Origin of the sequence: Microvirga aerilata, assembly GCF_016743775.1 — a bacterium.
Taxonomy (GTDB): Bacteria; Pseudomonadota; Alphaproteobacteria; order Rhizobiales; family Beijerinckiaceae; genus Microvirga; species Microvirga aerilata.
The window spans coordinates 16,272-41,126 of sequence record NZ_JAEQMY010000008.1 but is presented as its reverse complement, the minus strand read 5'-3'; the positions used below and the strand labels follow the sequence as shown (position 1 = coordinate 41,126).

The 24,855-nt window shown below is 56.0% G+C and carries 24 protein-coding genes; 13 read left to right on the top strand and 11 right to left on the bottom strand.

Features of this window, described 5'->3' with window-relative positions:
• Positions 1-574: 574 nt before the first annotated feature.
• Entirely contained in the window at positions 575-1,840 is a 1,266-nt protein-coding gene (locus JKG68_RS07500; protein WP_202057578.1) for a polyhydroxyalkanoate depolymerase, read from the top strand.
• 17 nt (positions 1,841-1,857) lie between these two features.
• Positions 1,858-2,106: a hypothetical protein gene (locus JKG68_RS07495; RefSeq protein WP_202057575.1), complete on the top strand. Its 249-nt coding sequence runs from the start codon at positions 1,858-1,860 to the stop codon at positions 2,104-2,106.
• 723 nt (positions 2,107-2,829) lie between these two features.
• On the opposite strand, the gene JKG68_RS07490 is transcribed toward JKG68_RS07495, so the two are convergent.
• From JKG68_RS07490 to JKG68_RS07475, 4 genes are all read right to left on the bottom strand, one after another.
• Positions 2,830-3,984 carry a sensor histidine kinase gene (locus JKG68_RS07490; protein ID WP_202057573.1) on the bottom strand — a complete coding sequence of 385 codons (1,155 nt, stop codon included), beginning with the start codon at positions 3,982-3,984 and terminating at the stop codon, positions 2,830-2,832.
• Positions 3,985-4,069: 85 nt separating this feature from the next.
• Positions 4,070-4,447: a response regulator gene (locus JKG68_RS07485; protein ID WP_202057570.1), complete on the bottom strand. Its 378-nt coding sequence runs from the start codon at positions 4,445-4,447 to the stop codon at positions 4,070-4,072.
• A 1,038-nt stretch (positions 4,448-5,485) separates the two neighbouring features.
• Positions 5,486-6,025, bottom strand: coding sequence for a sigma-70 family RNA polymerase sigma factor (locus tag JKG68_RS07480; protein WP_202057568.1), 540 nt, complete (start codon positions 6,023-6,025; stop codon positions 5,486-5,488).
• Positions 6,018-6,248 carry a hypothetical protein gene (locus tag JKG68_RS07475; protein ID WP_202057566.1) on the bottom strand — a complete coding sequence of 77 codons (231 nt, stop codon included), beginning with the start codon at positions 6,246-6,248 and terminating at the stop codon, positions 6,018-6,020. Before JKG68_RS07475 ends, JKG68_RS07480 begins: the two co-directional genes overlap by 8 nt.
• A gap of 332 nt (positions 6,249-6,580) precedes the next feature.
• Here JKG68_RS07475 and JKG68_RS07470 point away from each other — a divergent pair, with 332 nt between their 5' ends.
• Together JKG68_RS07470 and JKG68_RS07465 are read left to right on the top strand one after the other, a co-directional pair.
• Positions 6,581-7,027, top strand: coding sequence for a GNAT family N-acetyltransferase (locus JKG68_RS07470; protein WP_202057564.1), 447 nt, complete (start codon positions 6,581-6,583; stop codon positions 7,025-7,027).
• Between the two features lie 427 nt (positions 7,028-7,454).
• Positions 7,455-8,636 carry a S1C family serine protease gene (locus tag JKG68_RS07465; protein ID WP_202057561.1) on the top strand — a complete coding sequence of 394 codons (1,182 nt, stop codon included), beginning with the start codon at positions 7,455-7,457 and terminating at the stop codon, positions 8,634-8,636.
• A gap of 339 nt (positions 8,637-8,975) precedes the next feature.
• Here JKG68_RS07465 and JKG68_RS07460 read toward each other — a convergent pair whose 3' ends face one another.
• Together JKG68_RS07460 and JKG68_RS07455 are read right to left on the bottom strand one after the other, a co-directional pair.
• Positions 8,976-9,203 (bottom strand): hypothetical protein, encoded by a 228-nt coding sequence (locus JKG68_RS07460; protein WP_202057558.1) that lies wholly within the window; start codon positions 9,201-9,203, stop codon positions 8,976-8,978.
• 80 nt (positions 9,204-9,283) lie between these two features.
• On the bottom strand, positions 9,284-9,550 hold the full coding sequence (locus JKG68_RS07455) for a hypothetical protein (protein ID WP_202057556.1): 267 nt from the start codon (positions 9,548-9,550) through the stop codon (positions 9,284-9,286).
• Between the two features lie 375 nt (positions 9,551-9,925).
• Here JKG68_RS07455 and JKG68_RS07450 point away from each other — a divergent pair, with 375 nt between their 5' ends.
• The 5 genes from JKG68_RS07450 (at position 9,926) to JKG68_RS07430 (ending at position 14,138) form a co-directional block, all read left to right on the top strand.
• Positions 9,926-11,047: a hypothetical protein gene (locus JKG68_RS07450; RefSeq protein ID WP_202057554.1), complete on the top strand. Its 1,122-nt coding sequence runs from the start codon at positions 9,926-9,928 to the stop codon at positions 11,045-11,047.
• Positions 11,048-11,081: 34 nt separating this feature from the next.
• Positions 11,082-11,627 carry a hypothetical protein gene (locus tag JKG68_RS07445; RefSeq protein WP_202057552.1) on the top strand — a complete coding sequence of 182 codons (546 nt, stop codon included), beginning with the start codon at positions 11,082-11,084 and terminating at the stop codon, positions 11,625-11,627.
• A 1-nt stretch (position 11,628) separates the two neighbouring features.
• The gene (locus tag JKG68_RS07440; protein ID WP_202057550.1) at positions 11,629-12,183 is read left to right on the top strand and encodes a hypothetical protein; all 555 of its coding nucleotides are present in this window, start codon (positions 11,629-11,631) and stop codon (positions 12,181-12,183) included.
• A 70-nt stretch (positions 12,184-12,253) separates the two neighbouring features.
• Entirely contained in the window at positions 12,254-12,550 is a 297-nt protein-coding gene (locus JKG68_RS07435; protein WP_202057548.1) for a hypothetical protein, read from the top strand.
• A gap of 169 nt (positions 12,551-12,719) precedes the next feature.
• On the top strand, positions 12,720-14,138 hold the full coding sequence (locus tag JKG68_RS07430; RefSeq protein ID WP_202057546.1) for an Ig-like domain-containing protein: 1,419 nt from the start codon (positions 12,720-12,722) through the stop codon (positions 14,136-14,138).
• An 85-nt stretch (positions 14,139-14,223) separates the two neighbouring features.
• Here JKG68_RS07430 and JKG68_RS07425 read toward each other — a convergent pair whose 3' ends face one another.
• The gene (locus tag JKG68_RS07425) at positions 14,224-14,820 is read right to left on the bottom strand and encodes a recombinase family protein (RefSeq protein ID WP_202057544.1); all 597 of its coding nucleotides are present in this window, start codon (positions 14,818-14,820) and stop codon (positions 14,224-14,226) included.
• A gap of 553 nt (positions 14,821-15,373) precedes the next feature.
• On the opposite strand from JKG68_RS07425, the gene JKG68_RS07420 reads away from it, so the two are divergent.
• Positions 15,374-16,747 (top strand): hypothetical protein, encoded by a 1,374-nt coding sequence (locus JKG68_RS07420; protein ID WP_202057542.1) that lies wholly within the window; start codon positions 15,374-15,376, stop codon positions 16,745-16,747.
• A gap of 486 nt (positions 16,748-17,233) precedes the next feature.
• Complete coding sequence (locus JKG68_RS07415) at positions 17,234-18,232, top strand: adenylate/guanylate cyclase domain-containing protein (protein WP_202057540.1); 999 nt, start codon at positions 17,234-17,236, stop codon at positions 18,230-18,232.
• A 376-nt stretch (positions 18,233-18,608) separates the two neighbouring features.
• Here the strand turns inward: JKG68_RS07415 and JKG68_RS07410 are convergent, their stop codons facing one another.
• The gene (locus JKG68_RS07410; RefSeq protein WP_202057532.1) at positions 18,609-18,890 is read right to left on the bottom strand and encodes a hypothetical protein; all 282 of its coding nucleotides are present in this window, start codon (positions 18,888-18,890) and stop codon (positions 18,609-18,611) included.
• A 694-nt stretch (positions 18,891-19,584) separates the two neighbouring features.
• Between JKG68_RS07410 and JKG68_RS07405 the strand changes: the two genes are divergently transcribed.
• Positions 19,585-19,839: a hypothetical protein gene (locus JKG68_RS07405; RefSeq protein WP_202057530.1), complete on the top strand. Its 255-nt coding sequence runs from the start codon at positions 19,585-19,587 to the stop codon at positions 19,837-19,839.
• A gap of 37 nt (positions 19,840-19,876) precedes the next feature.
• Here JKG68_RS07405 and JKG68_RS07400 read toward each other — a convergent pair whose 3' ends face one another.
• Together JKG68_RS07400 and JKG68_RS07395 are read right to left on the bottom strand one after the other, a co-directional pair.
• Positions 19,877-20,596 carry an HAD family hydrolase gene (locus JKG68_RS07400; RefSeq protein ID WP_281399093.1) on the bottom strand — a complete coding sequence of 240 codons (720 nt, stop codon included), beginning with the start codon at positions 20,594-20,596 and terminating at the stop codon, positions 19,877-19,879.
• A 166-nt stretch (positions 20,597-20,762) separates the two neighbouring features.
• Positions 20,763-21,164: a DoxX family protein gene (locus JKG68_RS07395; RefSeq protein ID WP_202057525.1), complete on the bottom strand. Its 402-nt coding sequence runs from the start codon at positions 21,162-21,164 to the stop codon at positions 20,763-20,765.
• A gap of 248 nt (positions 21,165-21,412) precedes the next feature.
• Here JKG68_RS07395 and JKG68_RS07390 point away from each other — a divergent pair, with 248 nt between their 5' ends.
• Positions 21,413-24,010, top strand: a complete 2,598-nt coding sequence (locus tag JKG68_RS07390; protein ID WP_202057523.1) for a sensor domain-containing phosphodiesterase — start codon at positions 21,413-21,415, stop codon at positions 24,008-24,010.
• A gap of 78 nt (positions 24,011-24,088) precedes the next feature.
• Here JKG68_RS07390 and JKG68_RS07385 read toward each other — a convergent pair whose 3' ends face one another.
• Positions 24,089-24,823 carry a Crp/Fnr family transcriptional regulator gene (locus tag JKG68_RS07385; RefSeq protein ID WP_202057519.1) on the bottom strand — a complete coding sequence of 245 codons (735 nt, stop codon included), beginning with the start codon at positions 24,821-24,823 and terminating at the stop codon, positions 24,089-24,091.
• Positions 24,824-24,855 lie beyond the last annotated feature (32 nt).

The window sequence follows — 24,855 nt, the reverse complement described above, 5'->3', positions numbered from 1 at the left end:
TTCAGGGTCCTTGAAGCAGAGAGCACAAGCGACGCATGGGCCGCGCTTGAGGCCCGATCTGACATCCGGGTCCTGTTTGCTGATCTCGATGTTTCCAGTGGAGCCGATAGCCTGGAGTTTACCCGCAAGGTCCACGACCGGTGGCCATCTGTCGGTTTGGTAATCACCTCGGGTCACGTCCGGCACCTTCGCCCACAGGACATCCCTGGCAATGGTTGCTTTCTGCCCCGTCCCCTTCCAAGTGATACACTGCTTCATGAAGTGAATGTCGCAGCACACCAGATCGCCGCTTAGACGCCCCATGGCCTCTTAGAGCCAGAAGGCTTCTGAGCGCGCCCCAAGCCATATAGCATCGCTTCACAGGCCCTGATGATGCGAAAGTCTATGCTGATATTTAATGGCCAAGCTGGAACAGTTTGGGACGTTCGCAGGTTCGGCTCTCACCTGCGGTAACTGCGTAGGTTGAAGCGGCTGGGGAGACTTGGGTCACCGATGTACTGAATCCTTTCGTTTTGTGGTTGTGACCGCACCTGATCGGCAACAGAACCTGCTCGACCCATAAGGGAAGAATTGTATGTGGTACCTGTTGCATGAAGCCTCGCAGTTTGCGTTCTCTCCCGCTCGAATGGTCGCCGATCTCACGAAGCTTGCCTGCACTCATTCGCTCAACCCGGTGACCTACACTCCAGGCGGTCGCGCTCTCGTGGCCTCCTGCGAATTGTTCGAGCGCACCACTCGCGCTTACCCCAAACCTACGTTCAACCTTCCCGCCTCGGAACGGGTGGTGTGGCAGCAGCCCTTCTGCCGGGTGATCGCCTTCGGACCACCGTCGAACAAGCCCAAGGTGTTGATCGTCGCCCCGATGTCAGGCCACTACGCCACGCTGCTGCGCGGTACAGTCGCTGCCTTCCTCGACAGCCATCAGGTGTTCATCACCGACTGGAGCGATGCCAAGCAGGTGCCTCTGTGTGAAGGCCGGTTCGATCTCTCGGATTACGTGGATTACTGCATCAGCATGTTCGAGGCGCTCGGACCAGACCTGCACGTGATGGCAGTGTGCCAGCCTGCCGTTCCGGTCCTCGCAGCAATTGCCCTCATGGAAGCTGAAGACAATCCGCTGGTGCCCCGCTCAGCGACACTTCTTGGTGGACCTATCGACACCCGCCATGCGCCAACAGCGGTCAACAGCTTTGCTCAGACACGAGACATCGGCTGGTTCAAGCGCCACTGCATCCATCCTGTGCCAGAGCGGCACCAAGGCCGGGGGCGGCTGGTCTATCCAGGCTTCATGCAGTTGGGTGGGTTCATGGCCATGAACCCGGATCGCCATGTCTCAGCCCATTGGGAGATGTTCAATCACCTCGTTGACGGGGATGGTGACTCAGCGGAAAAGCACCGGGAGTTCTATGACGAGTACCTTGCAGTCATGGACCTATCTGCCGAGTATTACCTCCAAACCCTGGAGACAGTGTTCATCGACCATCTTCTGCCAAGGGGGCTGATGCAGCACCGGGGCAGACCAGTGGACCTAAACGCAATTCGCCGCTGTGCTCTCATGACGGTTGAGGGAGAGAACGACGACATCACCGGACGTGGCCAGACGGTTGCGGCGCTCGACCTTACGCCGAACTTATCGGATGCCAAGAAGGAGCACCATCTGCAAGCCAAAGTCGGGCACTATGGTGTGTTTAATGGCTCGCGCTTCCGAATGGAGATCGCTCCGCGCATCAAGGCATTCATGAAAAGGAATGCGGCAGTCAGGGCGCTCAGTTCCGGGAAATCGCCACCTCGCGCCTCCCAACTGTCGAGAGAGGTCGAAGCTGCGATCACCAGCATGTAGCAGCGCTCGCCTTCTCGATGAGCGGCGTGAACTGGTCGCCAAGAGCCTCAAGGATTGAAGCAGATATCCTCCAGGGCCATGATCCTGCTTATCGAGCAATGGAGATCAGCAAGCCGTTCAACATACGGCTTACGGTCCCGCTGATGGCGCTCCCCAAGCTGAGCAGCGAACTTCTGCTTGATGGCTTCCGGACCATCCCATACCTCCAGCCGCTCCCGGTCCATTTCATACTGGACCTCGATGTCAGCCAGAGTGGCAAGCGTTGACTGAAGCTCAGCCAGAAGATCGTCAGAATACCAGGAGGTTTGTGTCGGAGGCACAAGAGGTCGTGGCGCGGCGGAGCTACGCGGCATTGTGAGACCCTCCCCATTCTGGGAAGCCGGGATCATAGCACCTCTGAGATAATACGAAAGGCGAATGTCTCGTGGCGCAAATCTGGACGGCTCATTTCCGCTTCCTGGAATGTCCCCACATCTTAAACCAGCCAACCGTAGGAGCAGAGGGGCATAGACCTGATTTGCTCGCGCGGCGCACCGTGGAAGCGATACGGCCATGCCCCGCTACTTCTTCCACGTTATGACTGCGCAGGGCTCAAGCCCTGACGAAATTGGGCGTGAGCGTCCTGATGCGGAAATAGCCTATCTGTAGGCATTCCGGACGGCTCGGGACATGTCGGCTGACCTTCTCAGACGGCGGGAGGACCCGACCCGGTGGTCGTTCGAAATCACCGATAGCTTTCGGACAAGTGGTTCAAACGCTTCTCTTCTCTGAGGTCCTCGACAGCAAAAGGGGACCGTACCACATGAAAAATGTGAACGGAGCCGAGTGAATCGTGCAGCCGCAGGACATCGAAGCCGCTCTGGCCAATGTGGTGCCATAGAGAAGCCTGTGTGAGGAGTTGGCCCTCAACGCCTCGTACCAAGTCTGCAACGAGAGCCTGGGCTCCCTCCTAAGCGAGAAGCAGCCAAACTAATACGTCGGCACCAGCACTAATACGTCGGCACCAGCCGCTGCTTCATCAACGGTGCATTCATCCGAAACAGAAACCCATCTCTCTCATATTTGACCTCGACCTCGGCATTGCACTGCATGGGCAGAACCCGCTGGAGGAGGGTCGTGCCAAAGCCTTGGTGCTGCGGCTCGCTCACGGGAGGACCGCCATGCTCTTTCCATTCCAGATGAAGCTTCCTGATGCCCTCAGTCTCACCCACGCTCCACCTGACTTCGACGTGTCCGCCTGGAGCCGACAGAGCCCCGTATCGGACAGCATTCGTGGTGAGTTCATGAACGGCCATACCGACTGGCACAGCCAGATCAGCCGAAAGCTCAATCGGCGGTCCGATCAGCCTGAAGCGAGGCTGTTGGCTCTCAGCAAACGGCTTTAGCTCATTGAGAATGATCTCGCGCAGCGTCGCGGTTTGCCAGTAATCCTCAGTCAACAGGTTGTGGGTCTTCGCCAAGGACGAAATGCGGTTCGAAAAGGAGAGGTAGAACTCGTCGAAGCTGCCGGTAGACCGGCCAGTGGCCCCGACGAGTCCTTGGACAGTGGCCAGGGTGTTCTTCACCCGATGATGAAGCTCGCGAACCAGCAAAGCTTGGCGCTGCTCGATCTGGTGACTGGCCTCCAGCCTCTCATCCCGCTCGGCAATAGCGCGGCGTAGCTCAAGAAGCGCCGTTACTTGGTGCGCCAGAGTTTCGAGGGTGAACGCCTGATCCGCCGTCAAGCCACGCGAGACACGATCCAAGACGCACAGTGCTCCCAAGGGTAAGCCATCAGGCGTCCTCAGCACCGCCCCAGCATAGAAGCGAAGGTGCGGCTCGCCGGTCACCAGCGGATTGGTGCTGAAGCGTGGGTCTTCGGTCAGGTTTGGGGCAACGGCTACCCCAGGCCGAAGCATCATGGTGAGGCAGATCGAGCAGTCGAGGGCTGTCTCGCGCATCCCAAGCCCGACTTCGGCCTTGAACCATTGCCGGTGGTCATCGATGAGGCTGATCAGGGCTATCGGAGCCTGACAGATACGAGCCGCAAGTTGCACCAGAGCATCGAACTCGGGCTCGGGCGGCGTGTCGAGAACCCTATAGCCGCGCAGGGCGGCGAGTCGGTCACTCTCCTTCCAGGGCGGGAGGAACTCGTCGTTCAACACAGGGAGGCTACCATCAACACCATGGGTGTCAGAACGGGCTCGGCGCAATTGAGTTCAAGCCTAACCGCTTACTATTGTTAATAGTTTAGTCGCACCCAACGAGAAGCTGCTGACATTCCTGAACCAGGACGGCAGACGGAACGGGCTTTTCGATCCAAGTGATGTGGTCGAACTCGGCCAGAAGCTGCCGATCCTGCTGGTGTCCCGAGTAGATCAAGAACGGCACGTCACAACGGCTTAGCTCCAGCGCAATCTCACGGCAGGGGCCGTCCTTCAAGGTGGCGTCCAGGATCGCCAGATCGGGCGTGGCAGTCTGGAGCCATTCCAGCGCAGCAGAGCAGGTTGCGAACGGACCAGCCACCTCATGGCCTGCATCCTGCAAATCGTCCTGGAGGTTGAGGGCAATGATCGCTTCGTCTTCCAAGACGAGGACAAGCGGCTTGCTGCCTGTGAGCTTAGTCATGCGGCGAGCCTTGGCCATGTAACGTGAATCGAACCTGAACAGCCAAACTTGGCAACTGAAGGCGCGGTTTGACGGGAGATGGTCGGCAAGGGCATGAACCAAGACGTCGGCCTGAGATGGCAAAAAAGAACCCGGCTGCTTTCGCAAGCGCCGGGTCGAGCAATCTCTCGCAAGTGTTGGACCCACTGCACAAGGGGAATGCGGGGAATAGTGGGTCCGTATGCTTACTTAATCCTACAATCACCAGAGAGTTCCATGCTGTTAATTTAGGGCATCTGACGCTCTGTTGATGCCACCGCCGAAATGTACTCCATGCGAGCATCTTACTTCCTGCTGTGACCGCAGATTTGTTTCATCGGTGCAGCCTGACCACACGTCAATGCTGGCGTTCCGTCGCGATCAGAACCGGCAAGGGCCTGATGCAAGAAAGTCCCACCTTCTGCCCATTATTCACAGGCTCTCACAAATATGGTTAACGCTTTCTCAATGCCCCGCTACATCTACTAAGGCGGTGATTTGGAGGCGGCGGTGGGACGGATTAGCAAGGCTGGAAGTCAGGTTTCCTTGGTCTCTGATGAGGACCTTCTCCGCACCATTGGCGAGGACCTCCGCAGCTTCTATGCCGACATCATGCAGCAACCCTTGCCGCCGAAGATCGAAGCTGCTCTGGCTCGAATAGATCGAGCACAAAGCCATGGTAGCAACCTACGCCGACCGGCAGCACATTGGGCTGGGACTTCACTCGGGGTTTAGACAGTTGCCGCGACGGTGATGGCAATGACAAGGGACACAGCCAGAACGCTGTACTCAGCCCATGCGCACCATTGTGGCTTGCTGTGGAAGTTCACTTCACCAAGCATTCCGCTTCTCCATCAAGGCGCAATCCCGTGCCCTGCTGATTCATGTTCCTGAATTGTTCTCAATCTACAGCGGAAGCCATAAGGGTCAAGCTTATAAGAGCGTCCTCAACTGGCATGACTGGACACCCGCTCAACCTCCAGCCAACAGACTTGATCATCCCATAGATCGGACGGGCAGCTACCCAGCAGCCAGAGCGGCTTTGGTCACCGCGTCAGGTCCGAGTTCGGCCTCGCTGGTGAGGTCCAGAAGCAGGGCCAGCTTGGACCGTGCCCGGTTGACCCGGCTCTTCACGGTTCCCACCGCCACGTTACAAATCTCAGCGGCTTCCTCATACGACATCCCTTGGGCTCCGACGAGCAGCAGGGCCTCTCGTTGATCCAGCGGCAATGTCGCCAGAGCAGTACGAAAATCCTCGAAGTCGAGATGGCTCTGTTGGTCCGGATGGGTCTTGAGCCGCGCGGCATAAGAACCATCCGCGTCCTCGACCTCCCGTTTGCGCTTGCGGTACTCGGAGTGGAAGTGATTGCGAAGGATCGTGAAGAGCCACGCATTCAGGTTGGTGCCGCGCTCGAACCGGTCGATAGCAGCCCAGGCTCGCACGATGGTGTCCTGCACCAGATCATCAGCCCGGTCAGGGTTGTTCGTCAGCGATGTAGCAAATGCCCGAAGATGGGGAATAGCCGCCAGCATCTCGTCCCGCAGGGAGTCTTCAACCATGAAGGGTGGGAGCCTCCCAGTGCGCCTCGATCTTGCGAATAAGGGGTGTGAGACTTGGTGAGAGAGGCAGGCAACCCAGTTCGGCATACATATCGCGCAAGGTCGTGTTGATCCGCTCCTGCTGTTCCGTCTGGATGTTTGACCAGAAGCCATCAGGACGCTGGGTGTCAGGAACAACGACACAGGTGCCTTCCGGCCAGTCTTTAGATGCTACGCGCCCCATCAGGCATTTCCTACCGATCCGCTCTCTTGCTGGAGCCAAGCTTCCAACCTAACAGACCGAGGACTGTTCCCTGAAGCAGGACACATTCTGTTAAAGGATGTGAATCGGAGCGCGGATGGTGTCAGGTCTGGCGGCAAGCTCGCGGTCAACACCAAAGACATTGACGTGACTGGAAGGATATGACGGAGGGACGCGCGAAACGGCTTATGCACCCGCTGATTGTAGCCCTTAGTTGGTCGGTCGTGATATTAGGAAGCGATCAGCGCATCGTCCTGAAGTGACGTGGGCGAGGTGTGCTGGTCCGATCAAGACCTGTTCTTCCCCAGACAACAATGACTATCACCCTTCGACCGGCTTGTTCAGCCGATTACCCCTTTGCCTTGAGTCTGTATGTTCAAACGATCAAACCCCTCGCAATTACCTGGATGGAGTGGGTTGATACGAACCAAGAGGCTCAGTTTGCCAGACTGTGGCGTCCAGCCGATACCCGCATCATTGTCCTCAATGGACAAGAGATCGGCTGGGTCGAGTTTCGACAGACGTGCGACGAAGTCTTCCTGAAGCAACTCTATATCTCTCCCGCTTATCAGCGACAGGGTATTGGCTCACAGGTCCTGCGGCTTCTTCTGGAGGAGCAGCGGGAGGCGGCAAAGTCGATGGCGCTGTTCGTGCTGAAGAACAACCCCGCTCTTAGTTTCTACAGGCGGCATGGCTTTGATGTCGTGCAGGAGACGCCGACCAGATTCGTGATGCGGCGGGAGATCGATGAAGCTGCATGAAGTGAAAACTACAAGCTTCCAAGTTGGTAAGGCACCAAAGAGCAAACCTAACCATGAAGCATTATGGGTGGGTAGCGGCGCAATATCGTCTTTCAGCACTTCACTCCGATCTGTAGAATAGAAATTCGTTATCAATGAAATTGGATGGGGCAGTTCGGTGCCGCTGCGTTTTCTTTTAGCTTTCCTATTCCTCCTCTCGGCGGTTCCATCTTCGGCCCAGACCCGATCCCCAGCATATCAGACGGCGTCTCAAGCGTGGTCCGCCTTGGATCGGTTTGAGCGGGTTCGGGTGCAAGTCCTTCTGGCCTCATCGGGCCATCGGAATTCGGTCCCCAACCAAGATTTCGGCCAGCGCCTGTTTGAGGCCATCACGAACTTTCAGCGGGAGAATGGTTTCGAGCCGTCTGGGTATCTTCCTGACCCACAGATGGAACGCCTTGTCGATGCTGCTCGTCCCGCCCTTGCTCTGTGGGGCCTCCAGCAGGTCAACCACCCGACACGCAATGTGAGCCTCTGGGTTCCGCTCGGCCTCGGCCTAACCTCAAACCGCACCCGAGAGGGACTGGAGTTTCGCGATCCTCAGCGGCGGGTCTCATTAGACTACAAGTATTTTACAGGGGTGAATGTCCAAGGTGGTTATCCAGTCCTTTTGGAAACCGTTCAACGCCAGGGAGCGGTCATCCAGTACAAGGTCCTTCGACGCGACTTCTTCGTGATCATGTCGTACAAGGACAACGTATCCACCTACTCGCGCTATCACAACGATGACAATGGTGCGCTCGGCTTTTCCTTTAGCTGGAATAATGACAACGGGCCGGTCTATGGGGAGCGGCTCGTGACCCTCATCTCGTCCTCCCTCTATGCCGAGGCGACGGGCGGACCATGGGTGAGCCCACCCAGCTACAGCCAGGAGGTTGCTGCCGTACCACCTTCCACTCGCCCAGCACCAACTCCCATCGCCCCTGCACCCAAGACAGAGGAAGAAGACAAACTTTCCTCTGGAACCGGCTACTTCGTCACGAACTCCGGTCACATCGTGACCAACCATCATGTCGTGAAGAGTTGCTCAACCATTGCCGTCTTTTCGGGCGACCAACCTGCTGCCGAAGGTCGGCTGATTGGGAGCGATGAGACAAACGACCTTGCGGTTCTCAAGACTGACCTCAAGCCAACGAAGGTCGCCAACATCCGGATCGGAGCGCGGCTTGGCGATCCCATCGCTGTGTTCGGGTACCCTCTGTCCCAGGTGCTCGCAAGTTCCGGAAACTTCACCCTTGGCAGTATCACGGCACTTGCTGGGATGCGCGACGATACGCGCCACCTTCAGATATCTGCGCCGGTCCAAGCTGGAAACAGTGGGGGTCCACTTCTTGACGCCAGCGGGAATCTTGTCGGGACTATTATCTCGAAGCTCAATGCCATGAAGGTCGTCCAGGCCACGGGTGATATGCCCCAGAACGTGAACTTCGCGATCAAGTCTTCGGTGGTTGCGAGCTTCCTTGAGAGCCGGGGCATTTCTTACGAGACGAACGCCACTTCGAATGCCCTTGCTCCAGCCGATCTGGCCGACCATGCGAAAGCTCTGAGTGTGATGATCCTCTGTAAGTAAAGCTCAGCCTACCAGGAGCGGCAAGCATGAGGTGCTATGATGGTGCTCGAACTGAGCAAGGAGCGGTTGGGTGTTCTCCGACGTGCTCTCGAAGCAAGAGCCCGTGACATGCAAATGCGCTTGGGGAGCGACCCAGGCGATGAGGGCTTCCGGCGAGAGGCTACACTCTCGATCCAGCTTCTGCGACAGGTTGAGGCTCTGGAACGGCAAGCTGGCCACCGCGTGTGGGGCATCGGGAACATCGAGTCAATGCCGGAAGACGACGAGAACTGAGCCGGATCAACTGGTGCGCCAACCTTCCTTTCGTCGGCTGTCTAAATTGATCTGCCCCACCAGGGATCACGTATGGGCGGGGTGTTCCTCGACAAGGGTTTCGATCAAGCGCAACAGTTCCTGCTGTTCTGGACCGGTGCCGCGACTCAGGAAGGCCGCGATGTCCTCATGCTCCACGTGCCCTCCAGACGCTACATTGGCTTCGTGGCGGATGAACACAGCCCCTGAAGGGTCGCCGATCAGGTACCAGCGGTCGCCGCTTGGGCTTTCGTAGAGCTTACGCGCTTTCTTCATGGGAGGCTCCTGTCGGATCGACGTTGTGCGTCCACTGTAGCGCATTTCAGCAAAAAGCAGGAGGCGTTCTCGGCGTTAGCCTAAGCTGCAAGAGATTGGCGACACTGCGTTCGCCAGCGTTCGTTGAGAAGCTCGACATAGGGTTGTCGCCTCTCATGATGCTCTAAGATGATGCTGAACTTTCTGCCTTGCCTCGGGTCGTGCGCAAGATTGCTATTTTCGATTTTCAGCAGATCAACTTCGTGGGAGAAGTCAATTTTCCAGATGATATTGATGATCGCCCGAATCTCTTTGGTCAGAGTTCCGCAGTATGCAGCATCCCGAAACTCGCCGTCTCTATACGCCATTCTTCCTTCCTCAGAATCACTGTCAAAATCGAAGGATCGATGTACGTTACCAGAGCGAGTAATGCTGCAAAAACAGTGCATACCTACCGGATTCATTGGAGGTACCCTTTGGCTGTAAAGCACGAAGGAACTTCATATAAACTCTGATAACGCACGGAGTTGTTTGAACAAATGAGCCTTCCGCCGCTCGCAAGCGACCTCCTGCATGTGACTGGCAAGCCGAGGTGCGCGCTAAGGCTTCCCACCCATCCCCAGGACGAGCTTTCTCCTGGACGGCGGTAGATCAGGCGGTCTCGTCGGACGATGTCGCAAAATTAGTTGCTGGATTCCGAGCCTATGGGAGCTTCGATGGGTAACTTCTTATCGGAGACGCCTATGCCGCCGCGACTCGACAAGATCACGCTGAGGCCGAACCCTGTAACCGGACCACTGCTGGTAACTGTCCTCGGGCTGGATCGTTCATATCCGGGATATCTTCGATACCTTACCACTGCTTCCTCTTTGAAGCGCCAGACGAACTTCATCGCACTCGCGATCCTTGACGAGCGTGGTTCCGACTATCTTGCGTCTCATTTCAGAGCCGCTGGGTTGACCGAAGGCTTCTCGGGCTCTGACTCCTCTGCCCAGGTCGCACGTGTTTTGATAACTGCCAGGGCGCAAGATATATGCAGGTCGGAGGCACTATTTGGTGCCAACTCTTGTGCCTCTGGCGGTGTGCTGCATCGCATAGGGAATGATCCACTTTCCCCGTCAGCCTACCACTCGCTGATCCAACTGATGCGAAATACTCAGCATCGGGATCGAGCGCGAGTGCTCAGCCAGGGATGCTCGGTCTCTGATTTTACCGTTGCGGCTGCTCTCAGATTGCCTTTGCCTCTTGTGCGGCAGGAGATCATTTCCCGTGTCCACGCTGCCGAGAGGATCGACGAACTGATCGTCGCGTTCAATCTAATGTTTCCGCTCGTGCCGGAAGCCGCCATGCCCGAGGTCTGGCAATCCTTGGAATCTCTCCCGCCTGGAAGGTCGCTCAAACGGTGGCTGGAGAGGGTGATCGACAAGGTACCCAGGTTCCCGATCAGCGGACCCGTTAGCGATGATGGTGAGACGACTTTTCTGTCGTCCCCACGGGCAATGCGGGAGGCTGGATTGCGCCTTCAGAACTGCCTCGGTACGAGGATCAACGACAGCCTCTTACAAAGATGTATTTTCTATTTTTGGCACGATCCAGAGGCCATCGTCGAACTCCAGTGCCTTAGCAAGGGGTACTTCCTTGTTCGGGGAGTTCACGGCAAGGCCAATGGAGCATTAGACGGGGACGTTTTGCGAAAAATTCGAGCCAAGTTCGAAGCCACGGGCAAAGTTCTCGTCGGGGCTGAGTCGGCCCATGCCAAGGAAATCAATCGTTGCTCGAAGCTGCTCGATGTCTGGAACCGGGAACTACCCGATCTTCATGACGACGAGATCATGGACCTAATGGAAGTCGAGGATGCTGCGTAGATCACGGCGGTAATGTTTGTCATGAGGGAGACTGATGTCCTCACCTACTCTTCGTGGACTTCTCGTTGGTGGGATTGTTGGCTTAGTCCTCCACCTGATCATGCGATTCGTTCTCGGCAATCTGGTATGGATCGCGTTGGCCGTAATGCTTCTGTGGGTTATCGCCAAATGCTCTCCCGAGAACCCGAAGGAGGTCTCGAAGAGAGCGCGCCTCAACAGCTTCGACCCCAGTGCGATCTTGGTCTTGAATGCACGAGGTACAACGCCTTCATACTCGACCTACGTCGAGGCGGTCTCCGCGACTGTCCAGAATACCAGCAACGCTCGGATATACGATCTACGGCTGTATTGTTCCTTCAAGCCTTTGCCGCCGCGTAGCTCGTCTGAAGCGGAAGCGTCGCGGGACATCGACCGTGTCTACACCAGTTATCACTACGGTTACATCAACCATGGCACCACGGTCACCATTCGCCTCATTCCAGAACCCAATGGCTACCTGAAGGAGGCTAATCCTGAGTCCTTCAACTGTGAGGCTCGTTTCGAAGTTGAGAGAGCCGATCTCCTGAACGAGCGGCCATAGCATGGCTGAGTCAGACGGTATCCTCATTGCCGTGGGATTGCTCATGACGGTCGTTGCCGTCCTGGTCTACGGTGTGGGTTGGCTGATTGTTGCAACGCCCTTCATGCGGTGGTGTTTGATTTCGGTCGTTGGCATCCCGGCTCTCCGGGTGTTGCTCCTTCCTTTCGACATCCTGACGATCTGGTGGACTGGCGAATACCCCGAGGTGGTTTTTGCAGATGAGCTAAAAGCAAGGACTCACGTTACTCTCTCGACGCAGATCAGCACAACACGACGCTCAGGGAAGTTCACGCTCCTGGCGCAGGGTTCCCTCACCAACAACTCTGATCGAGAGATTGAGAGTATCTCCGTTTGGTGCCGAGTCCCGAAACTTGGCTTCGGAGACAGCGAGGCCGTTGTCCGTAGGATTGCCGTCACAGTTGCCCCAAGGGAGACGAAGAGCTTTTCGGGTGAGATTGCTTCCGATCTTACGGGCATAGCAAAGACCAGTCATGTTGCGCTGCAAGTGCCCGATCAGCATTTCTGCCGGTTAGACCGCGTCTATACAAGTACGTAAGTTATCCTCTCAGATCGGTCCGTCTGAGCAAACGATAAATACCTCGACAATCATTCGAGGTAACAAGACGATGCTTAATCCTGAATTTTTAGCGAAACTCGCTGCCATGAGGGCAAAGACTCAAATCCCTCCAAACGTGACCCCTCAGATTGTGGATGACATCGGGCTCTCAGAAGATCATCTGGGCGACCGTTTCCCGCAAGAGCTTGTCGCGCGCCGGGAATGGATTGCCGAGAACTGCTACGGGAGGGTCGAAATCGAGCCTATTAGAGATACGCAGATGCGCCTCGTCGGACGACAGTTTAAGTTTGAGGACGTAGTAGATGCCGTGTTCTTCAATCTGCGATGGGCTGGAGATATTCGTTAAGGGCCACATGAACGTAAGGTCAAGCTAAGAACACATAAGCTTAAGCTAATCTCTATCAGTTCGCCTCCGAGGTTAATCTCATACATCTTTGTAGGTATGCGCAACATTAGCGCAGTTTACATTCTTAGAACTAAGACTAAACGTGCCCTCGACGCAAAAGGGGGACCATATGCCTACTGCCAAGCCAAATACTCCGCAGGCTAAGGACGATGTTTATAACCTCTCGACAAATTTCCTGGTTTTGGATGAGAACACGCTCGGGTTCAAAATCAGCACCGCGAGCCTAATGAGCAACGACCTTGGCGGCAATGTTAAGAAGTTTTGGGGTCTTGGGGATGGTAAGGCCACGGTTGATGCCACCGCAAAGGGCGGGTTGCTCTCCGTGAGTGGAAGCGACATCGTCTACGAGCCGAACGGACGCTTCGAGTTCTTGAACGTCGGCCAGACTGCGGAAGATACCTTCACCTATACGGTCCAGATTGGTAATGGCGTTTTCAGCACCGCCACTGTGAAGATTCTTGTGGTGGGTAAGAACGATAAGCCAGTTGGCAGTGCTGATGTCTTTGATATCCAAGCGAACAAAGACCTTACTGATAACGTCCTCACGAACGATGCTGACGTGGATGTTGGTGATACTCTCACCGCAAGCCTCGTTTCCGGTCCGACGAATGGCACTCTCGATCTGAAGGCTGATGGTTCGTTCTCCTATACGCCGAAGGCCAACTACTACGGCAACGATACGTTCGTGTACCGAGCCTATGACGGAAAGGAATACTCGGAACCAGTGACGGTTACGCTCTATGGCGGGGGTGAGCCGCTGACAGTGAAGTTCGGTGCATCAAAGGGTGGGGGCGTTTCTGAGCTTACATACGCCCCAGGAGATTACTACCAGCACGAAGTGGACTACAACTCATATGCCGAGGCTCAGGGGTATATAGACTACAACTGGAACGTGGATGATCTTACGATCTGGAACGTAAAGCACGTCTACGAGTCGATCACGATACGTGCTGGAACCGAATATTCTCACGCCAACAATGAACAAGCACCATATGAATACTGGCTCGGCGACGACTCGGATGGAAACACGCTGACGCAAATATACGACTCCGGGATTTCGCAAAATTACCTAAGACGGGACGAAGGATTTCTCGAATTCAATGTCTCCGGAGCAAATGGTCTTGTTTCAGGAGCTACTCTGAATTTTGAAGCACGCGATAACCAAGCTTATGACTCGTCTATCGGCAGTTATCCGGATTACTATCCTGAAGAAGTAACGTTGGATGTGTTCGTTTATTCTGGTGATAACGCGATCACATTCGAGGATGCTGGAGCCGGAACTCTTGCGGGTAAGGCCACAGTGACCAACATGAGCCGAACTGGTGATCTGGGCTTCCAGCAGTTTGCGGTAACGCTTGATACCGACGCCATCAACTCCGTTCTAAGCAGCGGCGGTGACTACCTTGGAATACGGTTTGCTTCGGATTTAACGGACGTGGGCACAAACGAGTCAAGCTACTCACTAAATCACGAGTATATCGGCAACATCAGCGTGAGCACAGCCAGCTTGGAATTTATCTACGTCTGATACCTACTCTACAAACCAAAAGGTCCTCCGTTGAGGTGGAACGGAGGGCCTATCTTGTTCTGGCGGGGATTCACGCGAAAACGGATTAAGGGTTCTCCAAGCTACCTTGCGCGACGATAATCTTCAGCACTCGATATACTGAGGCTCGCCCGATTCCGAGGCGCTCGGCAATGGCGGTAGCTCCAAGACCCTCGTCACGTAGCTGACGAATCTCATCTGGATTGATTGTCGGCGGACGGCCCTGGTAGGACCGCTCTTGCCTGGGCTTCGTGTTGTCTATTTCCTTAATACGGCGGATTGCTTCCGTCTGTCTCTCACGGCGCAGATTGGTCTCAAGCTCCGCAAAGATGCCCAGGAGGTCGAGCATGCATTTGCCCAGAGGTGTTGATGTGTCGATGGGCTGCTCGGTCGCCTTCAACGCCACACCCTTCGATTTGAGCACTCGCAAAATATCTTGAAGATCACCGATTGACCTCGCAATTCGGTCAACGCGCGTCACGTAGATCGTGTCGCCCTCTCTCACGAAATCCAATAGGGTCTGTAGCTCGGCGCGACCCTCTCGTGTCGTTGCACTTTTCTTCTCCGAACGTATGACAGAGCAACCTGCTGCACGAAGCGCATCAATCTGAACATCCAGACATTGAGAGGCGTGAGATACTCTCGCGTAACCGTAGACCGCCATGACGACCTCAAGTGTCTTGTTTGGGTCTCATCACGGTAGATCGAGTCTCAAATCTCGCAAGCAATTCATACGAGACGCTCCAAGTGGCTCAGGAGCGTCTCGGAACGGTGTCTTGGCAGAGGTTACTCACTTGAGACATCCGGATAGTTGTCCAGCCTTTGGAGGAGGGGACCTTGTCCAACGCTTGGCATCGCCCCTCAGCATAGCACGAGGCTCCCGCCCGAAGCTGCTGAGTAGTTGCCGTAGCACGGCGGGGCCTTCGGGCTGACCTGTGATATGGAAGTATCTTGCGGACCGAAGACAGAGCAGGTGATTTTCCTCTACTTCGGGAGGTTACAATGCTTCTCAAGCGCGTCATCCATCGTGCTGTAAGTTATTTGTTATACTCACCCCTGAGCCATGCTGCCGAACTCCGAGAGCATTATCGGCGAGCGCAAACTTCACAATTGACCTGGGCACGACGGGTCTGAGAATGACACGTTCAAATCATCAGGTATTTAGCGAGACTCGGGGACAGACCATGGACAGCCCGGTGGTGTATTAGGGGGCGAATATGCTGGAGACGAACTACTTAGGTTGGGAGGCAGTTAGGACCGGGCGGCTCGATCTCGATTGCAGGGCCATTGAGGTCAAGCCAAATGACCCCGCGCAAACCTCCTACAGCGGTCCAGGACGAATTTATCAGGATGAAGACGGTAAGCTCAGGATTAAGTGCTATTGCGTCGAGAGCAATCCGAACACCTTCAGCGACAGTCTTCATCGGTTATCGAGAGTGAAAGCAGGCAAGCTATTTGAGCGAAACGACCTCTTCAGCATATCCGCCGCTGCTTTCGGCGGTCGGGCATGGGAGTGCAAAGATGTGTCGATTTCTGCTTCCCACGACCTTCAGGTAGGCAGTGTCATCGTCACAGCGCGTCCCTCCCACCTCACAGCCACTTGGGCTGTTAGTGGAGCAACAGGAAGTTCCCTATCGCTACTTCTCCCCGACCAGCAGTCACATGAGTGGGAGGGGATCATAGGGGCCGACTGGTGCATAGGTGCTCCGTACACGGGATACCGGGTTCAAATATCTTCCCCCGGCGAAACCGAGATTGTTGTCTCAGTCTCTTCAGAGAGTTGTTTTCCGGATGGCTTCCATGTGAGAGTAATGGAAGCGCTACGATATGTGTCTGGACGTGTCCTCAGCCTGTCTCGCATGCAACGGGGCGACGGGGAGAATGTAACGGCCACGCTATACTCCGCAGCACCTGTTCGCCAGAAGCGCCCATTTCCTCCGCTCGACATCCGTTATGAGCGCAACGCACTTGGAGTTGCTCATCTATTCGAGCGATATCTCGCCTATGCTTCATCCCACGATGTTCGTGACACATGGCATCCCTGTTCTGCTTATCTATCGGACGCATATGAGGCCAGTGAAAGCTCTTTAGAAGCTTGGGCAGTCGGCTTGTGCGTGGCGCTCGAAGGCGTCGCAGGTCTGGTTCCTATGCCGCAATCCCAAGAGACTGCTGCAACGATCAAGCAGATTCAGAAAGTTGCGAGAAGACAGTTGAAACTCCGCAAGGTCGAGCAACATCTTCAAGATCGAGTGAATGGTTTGCTTTCCCAACTGTCTCACACGAGAGTCATTGATCGCCTTCGACCACTCATTGAACGCGGCTATCTTACTGACACTCACGTTCGAACGTGGCGCAATCTTCGGAATTCACGGGTACATACCGCTAGGATAGGTCCGAACGACTATTCCGACGAAGCCATTCAGAAGATGATAGACTCCATCTATACGGTGTATTCAGCACTATATCAGATCACATTCTTCATGGTCGGGTACCAGGGCGAATATATCGACTATGGGTCAACGAATTTCCCGGTGCGCAAGTATCCGCATTCCGTCCACGGCGCTATTCTCGCTCCCGTTTCCTCGGTCTAAACTTTTGTTCGATTCGCCTCCAGACCGTGTCTGGATGATAGTCCGGGGCGGCGTTAAGAGGCACATGACGACCTCATCACGAATTCATACCCAAGCCGCGTACATGATGGAAGGTATCTGGCTTTTGAGAGCGACTTAGGGAACGCTTTGGTATGCGTTCACCTGACTTCGCCCGTTGACTCGATTGGACCTATCTAGTCGGGACAATTCGTGCGGTGGCGTCTTCGGCGGACGACCGCGAGGTTCAAGTGAATACATCACGTTATAATAATGTATTTTGGGTGATCACATTGCTGCCCTTGATTTCGTAGTTGGGACAACTTCCCACTTTGTTGAAAAATAGATTCAGTAATAGGTTTTTAAGGAACCCGTGCTTCTTACCCTCGTTTAGCCGTAAGTAAAGTCGTGTATTAGTGGATCGACATACTGAAGGTCGAGCGTCTGTTGCGTTGCGTTCGTTTAGTCGCCTTGTCCGAGGCGCTGCCGATGAAAAAGCCGCGACCAGTGATCCAACGCCGTCTTGCCGCAATCCTCTGCGCAGACGTGGCTGGTTATGCGCGGCTGATGAGCATTGATGAGGTCAGTGCCTTCGCGCTGCTAAACTCACATCGTGAGATCATTGATCGGCAGATCAGCCGATTCGACGGGCGCACTGCCAATACTGCTGGCGACAGCATTGTTGCTGAGTTTCCGAGTTCCATCAACGCCGTTAAGTGCGCCTTGGATATTCAGGAGCGCATTGCTGACGCCAATGAGGACATACCACCAGAGCGCCGAGTCATCTTTCGCATCGGCGTTCATGTCGGCGAGATCATCGTTAGGGATGGCGATCTGTTTGGGGATGGTGTCAACATAGCAGCGCGCATGGAGAAGCTGGCCCCGCCCGGATGTGTTTGCTTTTCAGAATCGGCTTACCAATACGCCTATAAGGCACTGTCGGTGCCTCTTGATGATCTTGGGCCGCAACTCTTCAAGAACCTGAGCAAACCCATCCATGCTTACGTTATACGCCCGCCCACCACTCCATTGTCCCGAACTATTCCTGCCGTCCACCGCAAAAACTTGTTCAACTTGACGCGGCGCTTACATAGAGTTCTTACAGTTGCGGCGCTGAAAGTTGCCAGACCCGAGGGGCTGACATTGGTTGAGCCAACGGTGCTTGCGTCGCTGCATGACGCTCCCGCAATTGACGAGCACCGATTAGCCGAGCGGATCGGGGTTGATCTCGCCAGTGCTCAGAGGATGGTGAAGCACCTTCAGAGCCGAGGGCTCATCTGCCGGGTAGACAATGAAGGGAGCCGCCGTCCTCTCTTCAGCCTCACACCGGAGGGACTCGAACTGTTTTCCCGGCTTTACCCTGTTATCCTCTCGGTGCGGGATGAGATTATGGGATGCCTCTCGGAGCGCGAGCGAGAAGTCCTTCTTGACCTCTTGGCCCGAGTCGTAGCCACCAATGAACATAAGAACAACCGCCATTCACGGTAGCCTGATGACGGGGCAGACGATCTGCCTAAGGTCACATTGCGGCGGTGATAGAAGGGCCGTTTCGGCCAGACGATTACACTTCCCCAAATGGCCGACGCCCCTTGTCCTGCCTAAGACCGGGATTTGTTGTTCCCAATGTTGCAACAGGCCCGTGCCCAAACGGGTATCACACGTCAGGAAATTACTGTCTTTCGAACCGCTGAATGGGTTCTAGCCGGTTGGCTGACGGCTCCCGAGGGCGGCATCAGAGGACAGGACGGGAAGCAGTTTGGAAAAGGTTTGGCGGCTCTGCTGTGGCACTCGAAAACCACCCCTTCGGGGCTGGCACAATCCACGACATTGGTGTCTCCCGTCACCTCTCGTTATGAACAGAAGGTCAGGCTGCTAATGCATGAGCCTGCCTCTGCAAGCGTTCAAGTTGCCGGATGTAAGAGACACGGCGCTGTTGATGGCGCTCTTCTAGCGTTCTGATCGTCGCCTTCTTTAGCCACTCATCTGCCGAGCTATTCCTGACGGTCTCAATGTCGCTTTGGTGCTCGAAATCAATGTCGGCCAGTGTTGCCAAAACTAATTGCAGCAAAGGCAAAAGCTCCGAAGGGTACGACCGGGCAGCGCTCATTTTGACCAGTGAGGATTGGCGTTCCGTATTGGCAGGCATGTGTTTCCTCGGCTTCTTCTTGGTTTCTGGCGTAGCCTTGTCGGTGCGGCATTTGGACGGTCATTGCGCTTCGCGCAATTTAACCAAAAGGGGTATGTGCCACGGCCTGATGCACTGGCGGCTCAATGGTTGCTGATCGTTGAGTGCACTTTGCCACTGACCTATGTGAAGGATAATCTGTAGTCTGCCATAGGGTCGGTTGCAGAGTGGAAGAGACCCTGACGATTAAGAGGCTCGATGAGGAGTTCTTCGAGTGATCGCTATAAGGTGTGACATCGTAGCGAAGGCGGTGTTCCTGCCGCTAACGCTTTCCGCCCTCGTGAATCCTCCCGCTGCCCTCGCGCAGGCCGTTCCAAGGGTCGGCACCTGTCCCTCGGGCTATCAGACAAGCGGCGGCGCTTGCGTTCCAAGCTCGCGGGAGAGACCCGCTCGCCCTGTGCTGCCAAAGACCGGGACCTGTCCCTCAGGATACAGTACGTCAGGTGATTATTGCCTCGCCTCAAGCGACCGGGCGAAACACGCAATCCCGAAAACAGGATCATGCCCAAGCTCGTATCACACCTCGGGGGCTTACTGTCTTTCGAATCAATGAAGATGAAAGCTCAACGGTAGCCTTCTTGGCCTGGACGGACAGATACGATGCTTCTACTCCCGGCATTCCTTTCTACGGGCGAATCGGGAGCTACGAACCTATATGAGCGGTGACAAGGAGGTGCTTCCTGAACCCGTTATGGAATGGATGGAGAACCTCATGATGTTTATTGTCACTGGGGAAGGCGAGAACGGACTGGTCTCAACTACCTGTGAAACAGCAGTGGCGGCACTCCAGCAGGCTCGGAGATTGGCTGACGAGGGTGTTCGGAACGTGCTCATCGATGCAGGCGGAACGGAATACACACTGGTCAATTTTAAGTATCTCTTTGTTGAGCCCGATCCCGTTGGAACGTAGCTGGATAGAGGGCTCACATTGGGCAAATCAACTACGCTTACTTCTGATGTCCCTCGTCGGAGGCAGTTTCAGCATCAAGGAGATCAAACAACCTTGCTAATGTCACAGCCCCCTCGGGGAGGTGGCCCTCAACGTGTTCATGCTCCCATGTGATCTCGTAGGGCACGTGAACTGCCCTCCCGCCAATCTCAATCACCGGCAGCACATCAGAGCGCACAGAGTTCCCCACCATCAGGAACTCGTCCGGACTCACACCGTATTTGTCCAGAAGCCGCTGATACGAGACCTGATCCTTCTCGGATAAAACCTCAATTGCATGGAAGAATGGCACGAGATCGGAGCGAGCAATCTTGCTCTCTTGGTCAAACAGGTCGCCTTTGGTGATCAGCCATAGCTCATGATCACGCGCCCGAAGTGTCTCCAGCACCTCACACGCACCCTCGATCAATTCGACAGGATGTTCGATCATGGTTCGTCCGTAGTCGAGAATAGTCTGGATGTCCTCGGCTGGGATGCGCCTCTCCGTCACCTCTATGGCGGTCTCGATCATCGACAGAACAAAACCTTTGATGCCGTAGCCGTAGGTTGGGATGTTCCTGCGCTCTGTTTCGAGGAGCCGCGCATTGAGGATATGAGTGGGAATGTCTATGTGGCGGGAGATCAGAGACCGGAAGCGGCCTTGTGTCATCGAGAACAGGGTCTCATTGTGCCACAAGGTATCGTCGCCATCGAAGGCGATGACTCTCGGTAGGTCCATTGCATTCAGTCCTTGTGGCAGTTTCTACCTCCAAGCAGAATTTACGTGGGGCCAGCCAGGAACGTTGCAAGGGCGCAGTATGAGCGGCGTTACTGCCGGGATATCAGCCAACACGAAGCGCCTACCTGACCCTGTACGCTCCTTAATGACAGGTACTGTTTTAAAACTACCTCAAGCTGGTCCTGCTCCATCCTCCCGGTCCACTGGAGAAATAGAACAGCAGTCCTCCAACGATGGCGAGACGCTCGAAAAGCTCGACGCTTTGCTGAGGACGAAGGAGCATGTTCAAACCAGCTTGCCCATAGCTCAGCCAGAGACTGACACCCGTGAAGCCAATCAACGCCAACGCTGTCCAGCGTGGCCATAGTCCGATGAGCAGGGTCAGAGGTCCGAGGAACTCAGCAGCGACCATGATGCCTGCGAGCACTGCCGGGTAAGGCATCCCCTTCGCCGCGAGGGACGATGTAAAGGTCGAGAATGCCATGAGCTTGTTGAAGCCAGATGGCAGAAACAGTGCCGCCACAAACAGACGACCCAGAAGCAATGCAAAATCTTCGCTGCGGCTCAACACGAGCTTCCTCCTACGGTCCTGGAGCATGACAGACTGCAAGGATTTGACCCGCTCAGTCGCAGCAAACAGATGATCCCAGGTCGGTTAGGATTCAGTTACGGGCAAGATCGAAGGTAACATCATCTCGTTTGAGAGTGGTGGCACAGGTACCCCACGCCACCGGATGTCTGCCTTGGTTTACTTCATACTGGCAGACCCATATGCTCGGCGGCGCTTTTTCAGGATAATATTCAGGTTTCCCGTTTATGCCAGTACCCCCGACCGAGAGCGGCTCCCCGTCATGGACGGAGGCAGACCGCCTTGCTGCTCTGCGGAGTTTCCACGTTCTCGACACCGAGCCGGAAGCAGCCTTCGACGAGATCACCGCTTCCGCCGCCCATATCTGCAACGCCCCGATGGCGCTCGTATCTCTGGTGGATGATGTCAGGCACTGGTTCAAGTGCGAGATCGGGGTCGGAGAGCGGGAAATCCCACGGGGCATCGGCATTTGCGGCCATACTATTCTGCAATCCGGCGTCTTCATCGTACCCGATACAACCAAGGACCCGCGCTTTGCGGATAATCCGCTCGTCACGGGCAAACCCCATCTACGCTTCTATGCCGGTGCGCCGCTGCTCACCGATGACGGATTGCCGCTCGGGACCCTCTGTGTTCTCGACGACAAGCCGCGCCCAGAGGGACTGACGCCTGAACAGTCAACCGCCCTGCTTGATCTCGCTCGCGCGGTGATGGCCCAACTCAAGCTCAGGCAAGCGGAAAAAGCCCATGAGGAGAACGAGGCACGGCTCAAGCGCATCATCGATGCTGTACCCCATATTGTGTGGTCGGCGCTGCCCGATGGCCGCAATGATTTCCACAATCGACGCTGGTACGAGTTCTCAGGTCTGCCTTTAGGGTCAGGGTTAGGAGACAACTGGCGCGAAGCCCTCCACCCCGAGGATCGAGATCGAACCTGGGCCGAATGGCAGCACTCCCTTGCAACAGGAGAACCGTCCGAGACTGAGTACCGTCTGCGCCACCATTCGGGGGAGTACCGGTGGGCCTTGGGACGCGCGGTCCCACTCCGCAACGAGCAGGGCGACATCGAGCGCTGGCTCGGCACCGCGACGGACATCGACGCAGCCAAGCAGACGGAGAAAGCGCTGGCCGAGAGTGAGGAGCGCTACCGGGCCTTGATACAGGCGAGCGCTGCTATGGTCTGGCGAGCGGCACCTGATGGCTCAATCCTTGAAGGCTGGGGCTGGGAGGACTTCTCGGCGCAAGCCCCCGAGGGGTATGAAGGCCACGGCTGGCTGAATGCTCTTCATCCTGATGACCGAGAGCGAGTGGTTGCAGTCTGGCAGGAACTGCTTGAGCAAGGCCGATCCGGCGCGGTTGAGTATCGTGTTCTGACCAGGGATAATGAGTATCGGTGGGTTGTTGCTCGTGGTGTGCCGTTGAAGGCCGATGACGGCTCTGTCCGGGAATGGGTTGGAACGATCACCGACATTCACGAAGAAAAGCAGGCTGAGGAGCGTCTCTGGTGGCTGGCCAACCATGATCCACTCACACAGTTGCCGAACCGCACCCTGTTTCAAGCTCGTCTAAGCAAAGCTCTTGCCGAGGCAAAGCAATGCCAAACAGCCGTCTCTCTTCTGCTGATTGACCTGGATGACTTCAAGGATGTGAACGACTCCTTCGGCCATGATGCAGGTGATGCCCTGCTGAAGGAAACAGCAAGACGGCTGTCCGTGATGGTCACAGCCTGTGACACAGCAGCGAGGCTCGGGGGTGACGAGTTCGCTGTACTGCTGACAGACCCGTCCTTGCTTGATCAAGGGGTGGCGTTTGCCGAGAGCCTGATCAAGAGCCTCAACCAACCGGTGTTCTCCTATGCAGGCCAAAGCATCGCTACTAGGGCAAGCATTGGCATGGTGGTGTACCCAGATCATGCCGCCGAGCCTGCGGAATTGATGAAGGATGCGGACATCGCCCTCTACCGCTCCAAGGCTGCAGGACGTAATCGCGTGACGCTGTATGCACCGGAGATGCGAGCCGTCGCCACGCAACGGGTCGCGCTCAGGCGCGAGATGCGGGAAGCGCTCTCGCAGGATCAGATCGTCCCCCACTATCAGCCGCAGGTATGCCTCGCCACGGGTGCCATTGTTGGCTTTGAGGCACTCGCTCGCTGGCACCACCCGACCCAAGGTCTTCTGACCCCCAGCACCTTCGGAGCGGTTTTCGATGACGTTGAGCTTGCCACCCTGGTGGGTCAGCGTCTGATCAGAACAATCGCGGCAGACATGCGCAACTGGCTCAGCAGCGGCCTGAGCTTTGGGAGGATCGCAGTCAACCTGTCCCATGCGGAGTTCACCCAGCCCGGTTTCGCGGGTGACTTCCTGCGCACTCTCGATGAGGCACAAGTTCCCGCTGAGTATGTCGAGATCGAGATTACCGAGAAGGTGCTGCTGGATGGACATTTTGATGCGGTCTCATCCGCTCTGGAGACCTTCCGCAAGCACCGCATCAAGGTGGCGCTGGATGACTTCGGAACGGGCTACGCGTCCCTCACGCACCTCAAGCGGTTTCCCGTCGATCACCTCAAGATCGACAGGAGCTTTGTGCAGGACCTGGAGCACGACCCTGACGATGCGGCGATTGTCGCAGCAATGGTCGGTCTCGGCAGGAGCCTGAAGCTTCAGATCACAGCGGAGGGCGTCGAGACGGCTGGACAGGCGCAGCGGTTGCAGGGGATGGGCTGCGAGTATGCACAAGGCTTTTACTTTTCGCATCCAGTGGCTGGCTTGGACGTGCCAGACCTGATTGCAAGGTCGAAGCAAGCAAGGCAGCATAGGGGAGCCTGAAGGCGACTTCCGCCATCAGACTCTCCTCATGGAATCACGGATTTTGGCGAATAAGCACGTCCCTGGAAGCACCTTAGATTAAATCTGCCTCGCCTCATCACGGCGTTGCATCAAATGGAGATAATTTGGGTTGAACTCAGCAAACGTCTTGAGCCGCTCGACATCCGGGATCGTGACGGTGTGCCCTTTCAACGTGATCAGGCCGTCCACCCGGAGTTGCCGCACGATGCGGTTGAGATGGACCCCCGTCATCGCCAGCGTGTCGGCGAGTTGCCGCTGCGTCAGCGGTAGCACGAAGCTGTTGTCGGTGGCCAGCCCAACCGCCTGAAGCCGCACCAGCAACTCGCACAGGAGGTGGGCCGTCCGTTTGTCGGCTGGTCTGCGGCTCATATTCACCAGCCACTCCCGCAAGGTGCCCTGATCGGCCAGCGTGGACCACCAGAGAGCACGGGTGATGCTCGGGTATTGCCTCGTCAGGTCCTCAATAACAGTGTGAGGAAGAAGGGCGACTTTGCAGGCGGTGAGCGTCCCGATGGTGTGATCTATCCTGCTCAAGATTGGCACGTGCAAGTCACAGCAGTCGCCTGGAACGAGGTAGGCCATGATCTGGCGAGTACCATCCGGCAGAAGCTTGTAGCGGCAGGCGAAGCCCTCCAAGATCACGTGGACGTTCTCAGGGCTGTCATCTTCCAGGATCAGATCATGCCGTGGCTTGAACTGCCGCACGTCCCGCACAGCGCGTTCGAGCACGAGCCGGTCCTGATCGGTCAGCCCCGCGCCATACTCAAGCTTCAGAAGAAAAGGGGTGGGCATGACCACCGTCCCTCACCAGATGGTGATCTTAG

Coding starts and splice junctions, on each gene's coding strand:
- JKG68_RS07435 (WP_202057548.1), top strand. CDS start 12,254: ATGCTTAATCCTGAATTTTTAGCGAAACTCGCTGCCATGAGGGCAAAG.
- JKG68_RS07420 (WP_202057542.1), top strand. CDS start 15,374: ATGCTGGAGACGAACTACTTAGGTTGGGAGGCAGTTAGGACCGGGCGG.
- JKG68_RS07495 (WP_202057575.1), top strand. CDS start 1,858: ATGAGCGGCGTGAACTGGTCGCCAAGAGCCTCAAGGATTGAAGCAGAT.
- JKG68_RS07400 (WP_281399093.1), bottom strand. CDS start 20,596: ATGGACCTACCGAGAGTCATCGCCTTCGATGGCGACGATACCTTGTGG.
- JKG68_RS07425 (WP_202057544.1), bottom strand. CDS start 14,820: ATGGCGGTCTACGGTTACGCGAGAGTATCTCACGCCTCTCAATGTCTG.
- JKG68_RS07445 (WP_202057552.1), top strand. CDS start 11,082: ATGTCCTCACCTACTCTTCGTGGACTTCTCGTTGGTGGGATTGTTGGC.
- JKG68_RS07405 (WP_202057530.1), top strand. CDS start 19,585: ATGAGCGGTGACAAGGAGGTGCTTCCTGAACCCGTTATGGAATGGATG.
- JKG68_RS07460 (WP_202057558.1), bottom strand. CDS start 9,203: ATGAAGAAAGCGCGTAAGCTCTACGAAAGCCCAAGCGGCGACCGCTGG.
- JKG68_RS07465 (WP_202057561.1), top strand. CDS start 7,455: ATGGAACGCCTTGTCGATGCTGCTCGTCCCGCCCTTGCTCTGTGGGGC.
- JKG68_RS07385 (WP_202057519.1), bottom strand. CDS start 24,823: ATGCCCACCCCTTTTCTTCTGAAGCTTGAGTATGGCGCGGGGCTGACC.
- JKG68_RS07455 (WP_202057556.1), bottom strand. CDS start 9,550: ATGGCGTATAGAGACGGCGAGTTTCGGGATGCTGCATACTGCGGAACT.
- JKG68_RS07390 (WP_202057523.1), top strand. CDS start 21,413: ATGCCAGTACCCCCGACCGAGAGCGGCTCCCCGTCATGGACGGAGGCA.
- JKG68_RS07475 (WP_202057566.1), bottom strand. CDS start 6,248: ATGGGGCGCGTAGCATCTAAAGACTGGCCGGAAGGCACCTGTGTCGTT.
- JKG68_RS07500 (WP_202057578.1), top strand. CDS start 575: ATGTGGTACCTGTTGCATGAAGCCTCGCAGTTTGCGTTCTCTCCCGCT.
- JKG68_RS07480 (WP_202057568.1), bottom strand. CDS start 6,025: ATGGTTGAAGACTCCCTGCGGGACGAGATGCTGGCGGCTATTCCCCAT.
- JKG68_RS07485 (WP_202057570.1), bottom strand. CDS start 4,447: ATGACTAAGCTCACAGGCAGCAAGCCGCTTGTCCTCGTCTTGGAAGAC.
- JKG68_RS07410 (WP_202057532.1), bottom strand. CDS start 18,890: ATGCCTGCCAATACGGAACGCCAATCCTCACTGGTCAAAATGAGCGCT.
- JKG68_RS07470 (WP_202057564.1), top strand. CDS start 6,581: ATGACTATCACCCTTCGACCGGCTTGTTCAGCCGATTACCCCTTTGCC.
- JKG68_RS07430 (WP_202057546.1), top strand. CDS start 12,720: ATGCCTACTGCCAAGCCAAATACTCCGCAGGCTAAGGACGATGTTTAT.
- JKG68_RS07415 (WP_202057540.1), top strand. CDS start 17,234: ATGAAAAAGCCGCGACCAGTGATCCAACGCCGTCTTGCCGCAATCCTC.
- JKG68_RS07440 (WP_202057550.1), top strand. CDS start 11,629: ATGGCTGAGTCAGACGGTATCCTCATTGCCGTGGGATTGCTCATGACG.
- JKG68_RS07450 (WP_202057554.1), top strand. CDS start 9,926: ATGCCGCCGCGACTCGACAAGATCACGCTGAGGCCGAACCCTGTAACC.